Source organism: Aliisedimentitalea sp. MJ-SS2 (assembly GCF_032586155.1).
Taxonomy (GTDB): domain Bacteria; phylum Pseudomonadota; class Alphaproteobacteria; order Rhodobacterales; family Rhodobacteraceae; genus JAWHTC01.
In genome coordinates this window covers 1,275,850-1,289,854 of record NZ_JAWHTC010000001.1, presented here as the reverse complement: position 1 = coordinate 1,289,854, position 14,005 = coordinate 1,275,850, and the positions used below count along the sequence as shown (strand labels likewise).

Below are 14,005 nucleotides of genomic sequence, written 5' to 3'. Positions count from 1 at the left end.
CTTCGGTCGCTTGTTCGCCATTCTCGGTCCTCCGTTTCCTAAACATAGCGGTGGACCAGTTCAGATGGGGAGGCTCATCGCCAAGGAGATGAAAGAGGTCGTAGGCCCCGAGGGTCGCGTTTGTGGCGTGGACACCTCTCCGCAGATGATCGCTATGGCGCAGGGTCTTTGTCCGGGTGGAGAATTCGCGCTTGGGAGTGCGACGGATCTCCCTTTTGAAGATGGCGTATTTGACGCCGTCACCGCCGCGCAGCTGTTTTGTTTCGTTCATGAACCGGACAGGGCCGTCGAGGAGATGTATCGCGTTGTGAAACCAGGCGGCCGCGTGGTCATCTTGGATACCGACTGGGAGTCCCTGATCTGGAACTGCCGCAACCAAGACCTTATGAAAAGGGCAATTGCGATGCTAACGGGACCCTATGCCGATCCTTCTGTTCCGAGAACGCTATCACGCCGTTTGCGCAACGCTGGATTCACCGTCACCAAAAGGCGCAGTTTTGCTGTCCTAAATTGGGAGATGGATCCGGAAACATATGCTCAGCAAACGGCGGGCTTTATTAAGTCTATGATGGCGGCATCAAATGAATTCACCGAAGGGGATTGGGTCGAATGGGAGGCCGACCAGCGCGGAACTGATGAAGCCGGCGAGTTCATGTTTTCACTCAATCGGTTCATATTCAGCGCGGAAAAGGAAGTGTGAAATTTGTAACGCGATGCCTTTGCCGAAGGCTGCATTGGGCTCCTAGCCGCCATTTGGGTGCTCGGCGAGCTGATCGCGCCCAGGACCGGCGTCGGGGTGCCTACAAGTGACTGGAGACAGCCCAAAGCGGACACGATCCGCGAAGCTGCTCGATTCCCACTCCCGCCGCAGGGAGGGCGGATTACAGCCATTCTCTGCGGGTGCGCAATCTTTGGTTGGGATTGTCAAAAGCAGCCATTCACAGCCCGTGTGACCAGAACATCAATGCTGCAACCGTCATCAGGGGCGGATATGCGCAGATAGTGACCTTTGCAAAGTCGGGCCCAAAGAGGTGTTGCGACGGGTTTGATCGGCCCTGAGCCGTCGTTCAGTGGACCGCCGCCGTGCTGCGCTGCGGCCCGTCGAAGGAGACATTCGCTGCGCCTGCACGATCTTGATTAGGCTGACTACTGCAATGCGGACTATTGCAGCCATCCACCAAATCCAAGCCAATGTCCGCTTGTGGTGCTAAAATTCGCTCCGGCACAGCCTGTCTTCTATCTCTACCCAGTCCGGGAACGGAACGACTCGGCAAATGGAATCGATGTTTTCCAACCAGACAAAAACAGACAGAAAGGGGCGGTCGTACGCACATGTGGCATGGGGTTCTCCAGGCCCATTCCAGATGATCGTTCCTGCCTCGTAGTCTTGCCAGCCCTTGGACGACAGCCTCCATCCCGAGCGGGGGGAGAGGTTTACATAAAGCTCAGGCGCGTCATGGGCATGATCGCGGTAGAGCGTGCGTGGCCCCAGCAGGAAGAAGCCAAGGCAGAAGTCTTGCGCTTCAAATCCACAGGCGTTCGGACCGATGAGCAGGCTGTGCAGGTTGCAATTGCGATACCCGTCGCCAAGATCGGCATCCGGCGCGTAGAATTGCGCGTTGTCTTCACGCCAGACCAGATCGTGTCGGGCGTCTTTGAGGCAGCTGGCTATGTCGTGCAAGTCCGGGGCGGTGATGTCTTCGACCGCTTCGGTCAAAACCGGAGCATGGCGCGTATCGCATGGCAGGACATCCACGGTGGCCCCCAATGACAGGTCCATGGCCCGCATCTTCTCCAACACCTGATCAATGCCCGTTGCGCGCGCACGGTTGGCCTCGAAAAACCGCATGATCGCATGCACGAGCGCATGGATGCGCAAGGATTTTTCTGTGTTCGTACCAGACATGTTGATCCTGATGGGTCGGATATTTCGGCTGTTATTCTTCAGACAGACTGTCCGCTTGGCCACGTGTTGAGTAGTGAAATGAATTGTTTCACCGGCAAAAGATATTTACCGTTTGCTGAGGTGTTTTTCGGCTGACCTCGCGCTTCACTCTGAAGGGATCAATACTTGGCAACGCGCATTCCCACCCTTACGTCTCTTCGTGCTTTTGAAGCTGTTGCGCGTTTCAGAAGCTTTCGAAAGGCGGCTGACGAGTTGCATGTTACCCACGCCGCCGTCAGCCATCAGATCAAAACACTGGAACAAGCTGTCGGCATCCAGCTTTTCGTCAGAAGCAGCCGGTCGGTGGAACTTACCCCGGCTGGGGCGCAATACTATCCATCGATCCGCGAACACATCCAGGGAATCGTGGACGCAACGCAGCGCCTGCAAGCGCCTGATGAGGCGAATGTTCTGCGTGTGCAGTCCTATAACAGCTTTAACACGATGTGGTTGCAGCCCAGGCTTGCTGATTTCCTGCAGGACAATCCAACGATCAGGGTGCGCATCATCTCTTCTTTTGAGGACGGAAATTATGACATTCACCGCTTCGATGTCGGTGTTTTCAACGCGCCGCCCTTTGATCCCAGGTATGACTATCGATTCCTGTTTGAAACCGACATCTTCCCGGTTTGCGCACCAGACTGGGCGGGGGCGGAAACGGGTCCGGCTGACCTGGCCTTGCTGGAAACAGCCGATCTTCTGTCTGTTCCAAACACCGGGAATGTGGCTGATTGGGACTGCTGGTTGCGCCGCGTGGGTCTGAACCCCGAAACCATGGCCTACGGGCCGGTTTTCGATCACTATCCTCTGGTCCGCGAGGCGGTGCTGAATGGCAAAGGGGTCGGCATCGCGCGCGCACCCTTCGTTGATCGTGATTTGGCCAGTGGTCGCCTGATCAAGCCCTTCACGCAGAGTGTGCCCGAGCCTTTGCCGTGGTATGTCGCGACGAAAAAAGAGGGCAAACCTGACCCGAGTGTTGCCCTTTTCGTGGAATGGCTGATCGCAGAGATGGGTTCTGACCCAACAGTCAGAACCACACAAACCTCCGCCTGAGATGGCAAAGGATCGGTGTCACCGGCCACCGGGCAGAGACTGCCGGTCAGCGCGCTCCAGCTCAGGGTCCTCGCGCCCTGAGCTGTCATCAAGCACTCATTTCACCTGCATGCGTCTCTTGGTTTCGCGCACACGTTCCGTCGCTTCCGGGCTGCCATCGTGAAAGCTGCCGAACCAGTTGTCCCACGGCATTTCCGGGCCGCCATAATTGCATTCGAAATACCGGTGGTGCAGTTGGTGGTAGAACGACCCGATCTTCAGGTGGGCCTTGTCCCCCAGCACCAGGTTTTCAAAACCTGCATGCGACGTGGCTGAAGCAAGCGCCAAGGAATATCCGATGAAGAGGAAGTGGATCGGATGCGCGGGAAGAACCAGGAAGATCAGCAGCAGAGACATGTAGCCGACATGCTCGATCGGGTGCATGGAAAAGCCTGACCACGGTGCAACTGAAACACTGCGGTGATGCACCGAATGCACGCGCTTGTAGATCCATGGGATGTGCAAGGCGCGGTGCAGCCAGTAGAAATGGAAAGACTGCACAACAGGCAACAACAGGAACAGGGCAAAGAACCAGATCGGATTGCTCTGGGCCGTGATCATCGGTGCCCAGCCATTGGCATATCCCATCCAAACGATGGCATCATAGAACGTCCAGACCGTCACGCCAGATAGGAGCGCGTAGGTGACATTGTCCCAGTATTGATCATTCCACAGGAAGATGCGCGCATTCTTGGCCGGTCCGCGCCGGTCGAACTTGTAATCGTCGCCCTGCTTCTTCCACCCGTAAAGCCACAGGTGCAGCCCCTGGGCAAAAATGATCATCAGGCTTAGGTTGCGCGCCCAAAGCTGCAAAACCCATCCCCAGCTCAAGCGTTGCATCTGCTCCAAGGGTGGCACCAGCCACGCCCAGATGGCCCAGGCCATCAGCGCGTAGATCAGGTATTCGGTGATCGGCAACCAGTTGATTGCAAACCACCGGAGTGTTGCCAGCGGCCTTGGCGGCCAGGAAAACAGCGGTGTGACAGCAACAGGCAGGTCCGGATGCCAATTCCATTCCTTGCTTGGGCCTGCTTTCAGCTGCTCATCCCTGGCCGACATGCGCGTTCCCCCTTATCCGTCCAACCAGATCTTATCCATGTGAATTTCAAAGGTCGGGTGCATGCCCATTCCCTTCACGTGCGGACGGTTGTGATTGTAAAGCGAGCGCCAATACGGCTGTGTCACAACGCCTTCTTCGAGCATGATGGCCTCAAGCCTGGCCATGATGCCACGGCGTTTGTCCGCGTCCGGGGTGGCCAGCGCTTCCGCCAGAAGGCCATCGAACTCGGCATTGTCGAACCCCGTTTCATTCCATGCCTCGCCGGAGCGATAGGCCAGCGCCAGGATCTGAACGCCCAGCGGGCGCATGTTCCAGTTGGTCGAGCTGAACGGGAACTTTGCCCAGTCATTCCAGAAGGATGCGCCGGGTATGACGGTACGCTTGACCTTGATGCCCGCATCGCGCAGCTGGGCCGCCATAGCATCGGTGGTGTTCTTGCGCCAGTCATCATCGATCGAGATCAGATCGTGCTCATAGTCTTCCATCCCGGCCTCTTTCAGAAGGGCCATGGCGCCCGCAGGATCATGCGGAAGCCGGTCCACCTCGGCATACTCGGGATGAATCGGACAGACATGGTGGTTCTGCGCCGCAATGCCCAACCCGTTGACGCCCAGTTCAAGCAAGACGTTGTTGTCAACGGCCATCGAGAGTGCCCTTCGCACGCGCGCATCGGCATAGGGTTTTTGACCGTTCACTTCGGTGAACTGATTGGTCCGCAGAACGATGGTTGCCGCCGTGACCGCCTCGTTCTGTTCCAGCCCCAATCCGGTCAGTACCGCCACAAAGTCGCCGCTGGATTCATAGTTTGCGTCGATCTCTTCAGCTTCATAAGATGCCACGATGATTGTCGGGTCGGTGCCGACATCAATGTATTCGATCCGATCCAGATAGGCTCCGTTGCCTTCGTTCCACCATGCGTGCCCTTCCTTGCGCACCAGAACGGCCTTCACACCAACCTCATGGCTTTCCAAAGTGTAGGGGCCCGTGCCCATCGGCGCGAGGAACGGATCGGCACTGCCTGCGCCGGGATGCACGACGGCCGCCGGATAATCCGCCATACCGGCAATCAACGTGATATCGGGGTTGGGCAGGTTCAACCGTACGGTCATGTCATCGACCACCTCGATGGTGCCGTCCGCAGCCTTGCCGGTCTCGGCATCAATCAGCGTGCCGAACCGACCGGCCATCGAGTTGCCCTCAACATCCTTTTCGCACCAGCGGGCAATGTTGTAGGCGACGAGTTCAGCCGTCAGCTTATCGCCATTGTGCCACGTCACGCCGGGGCGAACGTTCAGAATGTAGGTTTTCGCATCCTCGCTGATTTCCCAGCTTTCCAACAGCATCGGCTCGAAGGTAAATGCATGCGTGTAACGCACCAGATATTCCAGCCAACCCCGGCTGATATTGGCTTGCGGACTGTCATCATAGGACCGGGGGTCTTTCCCTGCCCGAACAACCATACCGATCCGGATCGTGCCGCCGGCCTTGGGTGTTTCCGACGCCAAGGCGGGCGCGTTCATGCCCAGCATGGCATAGGCGGTCGCCGTTGTCGCCCCGAAGGTCGTCGCCATGGCGAGAAACTCGCGGCGGCTGACATCGTCTTTTTGCGGGCCTTGTACCAAGGCTGAGTTTTCGATGCGTGCTGGCAGTGTGTCGCTGCCGGATTTGTAGAATTTCATGGTTTCCTCCCGTGATCTGTTACGATGGTAGGCCTTGAACAGAGCCTGGGAGAACTGAAAGTCATTGGGAGATCATAAAGTATCTTTAACCAATGATTGTCACCAAATCGGGAGATAGCGAGCTTAACAAAGAGCAATGCAGACAATAGAACTCTGTGCAGCATTTGGAGCTTTGGGCTCTGAGCTGCCCTACGGCAGTACAGAGAATACCTCGCGTTCATGCGAATTTGGATGTCGGCTTTCGACTTTGAAGTTTGATTGGTTCGCGCCTGCAGAGAAAGTCCGGAATCCGCCATCCGTGACAGATGCTGCGGGTTTCAACAAGTTTAAGAATGGGCACATCGTCGTCATCTGAGGCTCTTTGTCGGATGACCGGTTCGGAAAAGCCTTAGGACGTCGCTCTGACGCCTGAGATCTTTCGGGAAAGGCCCAAAACTGGCCTTGATCAACGCATTTGGAACCCTTGGAACCCTTATCCAGTTTGCACGTATGTAATCAAAATTCTTAAGAAAGAATGGGAAAGGGGTTCCAAGGGTTCCAATTCCTTTTGGAAGAGGACCAGGAAGAACGTAGTTCTATTGCGAAGATATTCACTCGCTTCCCGTTTGCCGATTGTGGATTCCTTTGCTCGTTTCGTTCAAGGGCGGGGAGGGGGGTGTTAAATCGCCGGGCCAAATTTCGGGGACCGGCGGCGGGTAGTCAAATTTTCACAGCGTCACTATTCGAAGGTAAAAGTCAGAATATCTGACCTTTCTGGATTGGTTTTCGTTCTGGCAACTCTTGTTGATGGTTCGCTCGATTTGGTCAATTTAGCTTTCGGTTGAGCGTCTTTGCCAAGGACGGCTCTGCTCACATAGCAGACCTTCGTAAAAGTTGCAGCGAAGGCCGGCTTCGAGCCCAATGTGCGCAATGCTGCGAGTTGCACGAGTGTCCGCTTGTTAAGCAATCACCGATAATGTGCTACATCGACGGAAAGAGAACGACCTTATTCCCGCCATTCACTTTGGTTGGTGCTTCCGGGTTGGGCTTGTTGAGGTTGTCCGGCGAAGCCCGGTTGTGCCCGCTAGAGCTGATCACGCAGAACGGCCAATATCCGCAATAGTCACTCTATGACGATTTTTCGGGCAACGGTATCATTAGCGTCCTCTCCATTTTGAAAGAACCAATTACATTCGAAAAAGCAGGCGCTTGGCTTGACCGTTCTTTGGCTGGCTATGTGCTCTTAGGTAGGCGCGAAGGAAGATTGCCGAAGTGTTGATTTGAGGAAATCGACCAACACCCGCACCCGCGAGGCAAGAAACCGGCGATGAGGGTAAACTGCATATATGCCTTGCGGGACGGAGCCGTATTGCGGAAGGATCTTCACCAATTTGCCTGACGACAAGGCGTCCGCTGCGACGACATCATGCATGTAAGCACAACCGTACCCCGCTATGGCAGCATGCAGCTGCGCTCGGTATGAATTCACTACGAAATCCTCTGGTAACCGATAGTTCAAGGGTCCGTTGGGTCCCTCAAGTTGATGAACGCGGCCCCAGCTACCAGTGACAAGCGAGATGCATTTGTGGGTCTTCAGGTGATCCAAGTCCACTGGCGTGCCACATCGCGCAAGGTAGTCCGGGCTGGCATAGAAATGTAGCCGGTGCTCGGCAACACGTGTTGAGATCAATGAACTGTCGGTTAGCTGGCCCACCCCAAGACGGATTGCCACGTCTATATGATCTTCTACCAGATTCACGAACTCATTGCTGATCCGAAAGTCGATAGTGATCTTGGGGTGTTTCATTAGGAATTTCGGCAGCACAGGCGCGATGACTTCGTTGCCAAATACCATTGGTGCACTGATGACAAGACGGCCCGATGCCTGTTCAGACTGTTCCTGTGAAAAGGCTCGCAGCTCTTCCACTTCCTCAAGGATTGCCAGGCTCTTTTGAATAAGATGCTGGCCTTCTACCGTCAGGGAAACGGACCGGGTGGTCCGGTTGAAGATCCGAATTTCGAGCTCTTGCTCAAGCTCGCCCACCAGTCGGGTAACCGTCGGCGGTGACATTCGCAAAATGTTTGCGGCGCCGGAGAAACTGCCTAGTCGGGCAACCGTCGCCGCCACGTTCATGGCGCGCAAAATTTCCATGCGCTGCACTTTATTCCAAATATTGGAATTAACAATGGTGAATTTTCAGTATTATTCAGAAATGGCAATGCAACTAGTCTGACCTCGAACACGATGGAGGACGAAATGTTTGATGCAGCACACTACCTGGACCAACTCGACGAACGGCAGGAACTCGGGCGGGACGATATTGACGGGCACTTACATCGCATCAGGGCAGATTATGGATTTCGGAACGAAATTCGCAGACAGATGCTTGATGCGTTAAGGAGCATATTTTCGGGTCCTAATCCGACAAATGGCTGAGCGCCGCAGAGGCGAAGGCCAGGAAGCGGTTTCGGCTCAATGCGCCAATGCGACAATCAAGCAATTATGTGGTATTGGTTGATTTTTAAGGCGCTATGCAAACGAGAACCCAACCAAAGGGAAGGGTACAGCATGATTATGCGGATTTTTCAGGTGGTCACGCGTGAAGGCAAAGAACAAGAGTTTGGCGAGTTCTTTCACAACACAGCAATCCCCCTGATGAAAGGCACGGACGGGATTGTTCAGGTGTTGCCAGGTGCACCGCGCCCAGACAGTCCGCGGGAATTCAGCTTCGTGATGATCTGGAAGGACCTCGCCGCGCTCAAGGCGTTCGTGGGCAACGATTATCAAACGCCACATATCGACCCGGCAGAGGCGGAACTGGTAGAGTCACGCACGATCAAACATTATGAACTCGTCGAGTGACCCCGATGGAAACCAATGAACTCTCGGGGGCCTGTGGATGCGGTCAATTGGTCTACAGGCTGTCATCCGAACCCATGTTTGTGCACTGCTGTCACTGCAAGGAGTGCCAAAGGCAAACCGGTTCAGCCTATGTGCTAAACGCCATAATCGAAGCGGATCGTGTCACATGGACCGGAGATTCAACCCAGCACACGCTTCAAACTCCAAGTGGTAAGGGCCAAGTCATCACGAGATGCGCCAACTGCGGAACGGCGGTGTTCAGTAGCTATTTGGTTCGGCTGGGCAAGTTGAAATACATCCGTGTTGGGACATTGAACGAGCCTGAATTGTATCCACCAGACGTGCAAATTTTCACATCAAGCAAGCAACCATGGGTACCACTGAATACCGATATTCCAATCTTCGAAGACTTCTATGACTTCAAAGATGTTTGGCCGGAGGATGCATATGCGCGATTGGACGCTGTGTTCGGAAAGTGAACACGAAACCTAGGGTCAGCTTCGAGCGCCTAGTGGTAATCCGCTCTTCGCTGCTGGAGTTTATCGCCACATTCGCTAAACCCGCAAAGCAGCCGTTGGAGCAGTTGCGGCGGATGGCAGTTTCGTCCCGCATAGCAGCCGTTAGCCGCACACATCACTAACGTCAGCTAAGCGGACAAAGCGCCTATTCGCTGCAATCGAACCAATGACCGGTTTTCTAGTGCACACGTCCTGGATCGTGGAAGAACCTACGCCGATACCGGTCCGGTTCAGGGCATTTGCAGATTTCAGAAATCATCAATTTCCGGGACACCGCCCAGCCTTACAAGGAAGCTTGGCGTTCCAATTTCTCCACTGTTTGGATCCTCGCTGATCATGTAGGCGTCGGCGCCCGCGCAATCTTCGGCCAATACTTCCCTTTCAGCTCTGTTTTGTGCCTCTGATGCTGTGAAGTATTCGAATTGCTTGGCGATTTTCAGGTCTGCTTGTCCATCACGCCCCGAATCCTTTTCCACATATGTTTGGCAAATATAGTGAACTTTTACCGTGCTCTCGTTTGAGTTCGTCATGGGTTCTGCCTCAAAAGGACCGGGTCGATCGGGATGCTAGGCCAGATCTGGTATGGTTCGCACTCGACTACGTTAACTGTGGCCAGGATGGCGCCAAACCAGCGATGCTCTTTCATCTCGTTTTGGCGGCCTTGGATCGACGTGTTTTGCGCGCAGCAGTTTCGGTGGTTTTGGGCGGTGTGTTCGCTTCTCTTTCGAGGCGGGCGTTGCGCAGGCGGGTCATCTTAACCTGCCGTTGTTCGGCTTCGTCGTCGATCAATTTCCTGGCGATACGTGTCGTTTTGTCCATCGCCGTTTCCGGTTTGGAATCGTACGCTTTGAACACTGATACTTTGGTTAGCTTGGTCATCGTTCAATCTCCTATCTTTGTTTTAGGCCGGTAAGGTCGGTCGAGGTCTTTCAGACCAGCGTCAAGTGTTCGGCCTTGCCTTGGGGGGGTGGCGACGACCTTGATGACCTGTCATCAAGCAGCTTTGTTGCAATGTCGGGCGCGGCCATCGCATGCATCAACGCTGTGTAGTTCATCTGAAATCTCATTTCGGAGCCCAACCTCAGCGTTGGATGGTTGGTTTCAATGACAAGATGATCACTGGTCGCACCCATCAGTATACTTCCATCAGGCATTGAAAGCCCTGAAATGTCCGTGTCCTGACGCCCTATGGCGAGGATAAGACGCTTGATCTCATCAGCGCGCGAAACAATGTGAAGTTTTGCCAAGGTCGGATTGACAAAGGCGACAGGCGTAGCCGCAGGCTTTTTGCCCGTCTCGATAACTTCGGCGACAAGCGTAAAGGCATCGGTGTGCATCTCGCCTATCCGATCTCCGGACAGCGGATCAACGCCCAGAAGTATTGCTTCTCCCAGCCTGAGATCGTCGATGCGCCCAGTAGATTGCGCTGACAACGCCCAAGGCAGGTTTGCGGAATTGCCGCCAGACACGGTTTGAAAGACGGGGCCGCACTGCCCCTCAATATCAGTCGCAATGTTGGAAAGAGCCAGCATTTGGGACCCATTGGGCGCCAGGCCACTGAAGCAGGCAAAGTTTGCACCGATGCCTTTCAACGCAACACCAGGCATTTTCACGACTTGCTGAGCACATGTGCCCAAGTTCTCGGGCAATACTCCTTCGCGTTGGTCCCCCATCTCAACCATCAGGATAATTCCGTGAACCGTACCTTTGCGGATCGCGGCAGCGGCCAGGGCAGCAATGACAGCAATCTCCGTATTGTAGCTCGCGTCACAGAAATGGACGACCCGATCGGCCTGGCTCAACATCGGCGTCCGGATCAACGTAATTGGGCATGTTACGCCCGCTTTGCGTAACCTCTCCACATTGCTGAGACGCGCATCTGCAAGACCTTCGGCACCGCCATCCAGCATGGCCCGGGCGATGGCAGGATGCCCGCAAACAGCCTTGGTTACGCCGGTGACAGCGATGCCGCGCCTGTTCAGACCCCGTGCAACCATCCGTGTGTTGTGACGGATCTTGCTCAGATCCACTTCTATGCGAGGGCAACTCATATGGCGGCCATCGGTGACCCTTGCTTCAAGCCAGGAAAAGCGGCAACGACCATATCAAGCAAATGTGCTGCCGGTCGGCTGAGCGCATCCGTCACAGGCAGACCAAGTTTGTGTGATTGCGCTTTGATGGTGCCGGTGATTTCGGCGTCGGTCATTCTTTCGTGATTGAGTGTGACCCCGATGACCTTGGTGTCGGCAAACACCTCGATAAGGACAATCTCGCTTTCCGGCGTGGGCATTGGCATGCTGGGAAAATCGCAGCGATGGGGGCGTTTGGGGGCATGCTGAAGGATGACGGCATCCGGTTGACTGCCACGCAGAATGAATGCGGATGTGCAAAACGCTGGATGGCTCAGCGCGCCTTGACCTTCGATCAGGATAACATCGGGGTGTTCAGCCTCAGACGCGGCGACAATCGCACCTTCAAGCTCACCACAGCCAAACTGGGGCGGCACGGCGTCCATTGCAACACCGTACTTCGCGCCCTGCATCAAACCGGTCTGACCCGTACCGACAAGAACCGTCTTGATGCCTTTGGCGTTTAACGCACGCGCCAAGACGGTCGCTGTTGTCCGTTTTCCAATGGCGCAATCCGTCCCGAGAATCGCAATACGCAAAGCTTTGACCCCTCTGACGCTACCATCAAACAGCCGCATGTCTTTGCTGAGCTTGGGTTTGCGGATGTCGCGGATGGTGACATTCCGTTCGGATGCGGCGTTGGCAATTTCACTGTCATCGCTCAAGTATTCGTGCAGCCCGCTCACGATGTTCATGCCAAGTCCGACCGCTTCCAGAACAACGTTGCGGTCCGCAGGCGAGAGCCGCCCGGTTGAGGGGGCCATCCCATAAATAAGTGCATCGGGAATGAAAGATTCATGAGCGACAGCGGCCTCCAGCCCGCCAAAGATCGGTATGTCGTTCGTCACATCATCGAGAACCAACCCACTGTCCCGGCCACCATAGGTGCTGTCGATGACGGAAAGGATGCGATACGCCTCGGAGTGACGCACAAGACCGTTCGCAGTCTTGCCATCGATTTTGGCAAAGTTGCCTTCGCAATAGACAATCGCCGATGATGAAGATGCAACTTGCCTGTTTGAAGTCGCGTGTGTGGGTTCATTCTGGAGGCTCGGAGGCGCTTGAGCCCCTCTTACGGGACGGCGGAGGGTGTCGACGGTTTTTAGTTCGGTTTCCAATGTATTTCCTTTTTGATGATCGGCGCAGAAGACATCACTGTCTTCACCTGCGCATGCTGAAGATGGGTTTGCGGCAATTTCTGCTTAGTTATTGAGAACGCATTGGCCCTTCGACTTCTGGAAGTTTCTGTGGCATTCCCAGCGGTTTCCTGACCTGTCCAAATGCGCGTTTTCTGGAATGTCTATCAACTCGCACGCCTGGCCAGCGGCAGCATACCCACGCTCGCACTTCCACCCTGTGCCGTAGGTTGCATCGTCGAAGTATGCATTTGCAGGGATAACGACGGTCTCGCACTGGCCATCCTGTTGAAAGAAACCACGCTCACATGTCCACGGCTGCCCATAACCTGTTGAGTTCAGATAGGCGTTCGCGGGGACCGCAATGGCGGCGCAGCCGTCATCTCTGGCTTCATAGCCGCGACTACAAATCCATTTCGATCCATACACTGTGTCAGCCAGATAGGCGTTCGCGGGCAAGACGATCTTCTGACAGGTGTCGTCGACTTTTGCAAAACCCCGCAGGCAGTGCCACCGTTTACCTGATGGATCCAAAAATCCACCCTCAGGGACAAACACTGCAATACAGGCAGTCGCTTCACTCTTGCGAAAACCATGCAGGCATTCCCATCCCGAACCATATCTGCGTTTGGTCTCGTACGCGTTGTGTGGCACAATAATGGCTGCGCAAACATCTCTGTTGAGACGGAATCCAATGTCACATTCCCACCCGTCACCATAGCTTTTGGCACTGGCATTCTCCGGTATTGGCTGTGATGTCGTTTGTGCGTGGGCGGGCCATGTGGCCAGCAATAGAAAACAAATTGATCCAGCAAGCAGCCACATGACCATTTGCGTGTCGATCAACACTCGGAACTTACATGGAGATTGGGGTGCAGGTATCCCCAAGTCCGGTTTATGATCCATCGAGTTCAAGCCCCTCGATACATGCCACCGCAAGATCGCGGTTGGGCTTTTCGGAGCCTGGGAACGTCGCCCATCCCGTGTCCATCATGGCCTTGCGGCGATTGAAAGAAGACGTGTCCTTAAGGGTTGCCAGCTTTGCGGCGCGCTCCGGATCCGCAGCCGAGGCATTCAAACAAACCGGGACCATCGCCATGGTCACTTGTTCCGTCGCAAGGGCCTGCGCCATATCCTGCGCGTTGCCAGCGGTTGTCCATCCGCCCCACGTAAACCCAAGTACACTCGCAACAATTGCACCACCCACGGCACCGTAGGCGCCAGGTTTCGTCCATTCTGGAAAAGTCATTTTTTGATCCTTTGACGGAGAAAGCGCCGCCGCACTATTTTTTGTTTTCTCTCTGGCCTATTCTTCCGACAGGGCCATTATTAGGTCTCAGTGAGTGACACTGGTCGCAGTTCGCGCCGATGTCCCATTTTTCCAACAGTTGCATTGCGCGCCTGCCGGCAGTCCGTAAGCCTCAGCTTTGCAGAAGCTCACCTTGTGCAAAGAACACACAGTTTCTTGGTGATAGCTCACCCGTCATTCAGGTCACCACAAACGGACGAACAAACGTCACAAGAGATGTGGTCGTGGTGATCGCACCAACAACCTTCGCACAAATCAGACCCCTACCAGGGGACGTGACAGATGAATTTTCATG

Annotated in this window: 14 protein-coding genes; 4 read left to right on the top strand and 10 right to left on the bottom strand. The window is 55.0% G+C overall.

What is annotated here, in order from left to right; all coding sequences use genetic code 11:
- On the top strand, positions 1–700 hold a 700-nt coding region (locus tag RXV86_RS06415; RefSeq protein ID WP_316298390.1), incomplete at its 5' end, for a methyltransferase domain-containing protein.
- A 507-nt stretch (positions 701–1,207) separates the two neighbouring features.
- Here the strand turns inward: RXV86_RS06415 and RXV86_RS06410 are convergent.
- A complete protein-coding gene (locus RXV86_RS06410; RefSeq protein WP_316298387.1) occupies positions 1,208–1,906 on the bottom strand; it encodes a dimethylsulfonioproprionate lyase family protein in 699 nt (232 codons plus the stop codon).
- Positions 1,907–2,071: 165 nt separating this feature from the next.
- On the opposite strand from RXV86_RS06410, the gene RXV86_RS06405 reads away from it, so the two are divergent.
- A complete protein-coding gene (locus RXV86_RS06405) occupies positions 2,072–2,998 on the top strand; it encodes a LysR substrate-binding domain-containing protein (protein ID WP_316298385.1) in 927 nt (308 codons plus the stop codon).
- A 96-nt stretch (positions 2,999–3,094) separates the two neighbouring features.
- Here the strand turns inward: RXV86_RS06405 and RXV86_RS06400 are convergent, their stop codons facing one another.
- The 3 genes from RXV86_RS06400 to RXV86_RS06390 form a co-directional block, all read right to left on the bottom strand.
- On the bottom strand, positions 3,095–4,096 hold the full coding sequence (locus tag RXV86_RS06400) for a sterol desaturase family protein (protein WP_316298383.1): 1,002 nt from the start codon (positions 4,094–4,096) through the stop codon (positions 3,095–3,097).
- A 12-nt stretch (positions 4,097–4,108) separates the two neighbouring features.
- Positions 4,109–5,776 (bottom strand): ABC transporter substrate-binding protein, encoded by a 1,668-nt coding sequence (locus tag RXV86_RS06395; protein WP_316298382.1) that lies wholly within the window; start codon positions 5,774–5,776, stop codon positions 4,109–4,111.
- Between the two features lie 1,222 nt (positions 5,777–6,998).
- Entirely contained in the window at positions 6,999–7,907 is a 909-nt protein-coding gene (locus RXV86_RS06390; protein WP_316298380.1) for a LysR family transcriptional regulator, read from the bottom strand.
- Positions 7,908–8,324: 417 nt separating this feature from the next.
- Between RXV86_RS06390 and RXV86_RS06385 the strand changes: the two genes are divergently transcribed.
- Both RXV86_RS06385 and RXV86_RS06380 read left to right on the top strand, forming a co-directional pair.
- A complete protein-coding gene (locus RXV86_RS06385) occupies positions 8,325–8,618 on the top strand; it encodes a hypothetical protein (protein ID WP_316298379.1) in 294 nt (97 codons plus the stop codon).
- 5 nt (positions 8,619–8,623) lie between these two features.
- The gene (locus RXV86_RS06380) at positions 8,624–9,097 is read left to right on the top strand and encodes a GFA family protein (protein WP_316298378.1); all 474 of its coding nucleotides are present in this window, start codon (positions 8,624–8,626) and stop codon (positions 9,095–9,097) included.
- A 287-nt stretch (positions 9,098–9,384) separates the two neighbouring features.
- Here RXV86_RS06380 and RXV86_RS06375 read toward each other — a convergent pair whose 3' ends face one another.
- The 6 genes from RXV86_RS06375 to RXV86_RS06350 form a co-directional block, all read right to left on the bottom strand.
- The gene (locus RXV86_RS06375; RefSeq protein WP_316298377.1) at positions 9,385–9,666 is read right to left on the bottom strand and encodes a hypothetical protein; all 282 of its coding nucleotides are present in this window, start codon (positions 9,664–9,666) and stop codon (positions 9,385–9,387) included.
- Positions 9,667–9,778: 112 nt separating this feature from the next.
- Positions 9,779–10,015, bottom strand: coding sequence for a hypothetical protein (locus tag RXV86_RS06370; protein WP_316298376.1), 237 nt, complete (start codon positions 10,013–10,015; stop codon positions 9,779–9,781).
- 50 nt (positions 10,016–10,065) lie between these two features.
- On the bottom strand, positions 10,066–11,166 hold the full coding sequence (locus RXV86_RS06365) for an alanine racemase (protein WP_316298374.1): 1,101 nt from the start codon (positions 11,164–11,166) through the stop codon (positions 10,066–10,068).
- Positions 11,167–11,183: 17 nt separating this feature from the next.
- Complete coding sequence (locus RXV86_RS06360) at positions 11,184–12,383, bottom strand: DUF1611 domain-containing protein (RefSeq protein WP_316298373.1); 1,200 nt, start codon at positions 12,381–12,383, stop codon at positions 11,184–11,186.
- Positions 12,384–12,467: 84 nt separating this feature from the next.
- Positions 12,468–13,247 carry a hypothetical protein gene (locus tag RXV86_RS06355; protein ID WP_316298371.1) on the bottom strand — a complete coding sequence of 260 codons (780 nt, stop codon included), beginning with the start codon at positions 13,245–13,247 and terminating at the stop codon, positions 12,468–12,470.
- A gap of 49 nt (positions 13,248–13,296) precedes the next feature.
- Positions 13,297–13,650, bottom strand: coding sequence for a hypothetical protein (locus tag RXV86_RS06350; protein WP_316298369.1), 354 nt, complete (start codon positions 13,648–13,650; stop codon positions 13,297–13,299).
- Positions 13,651–14,005 lie beyond the last annotated feature (355 nt).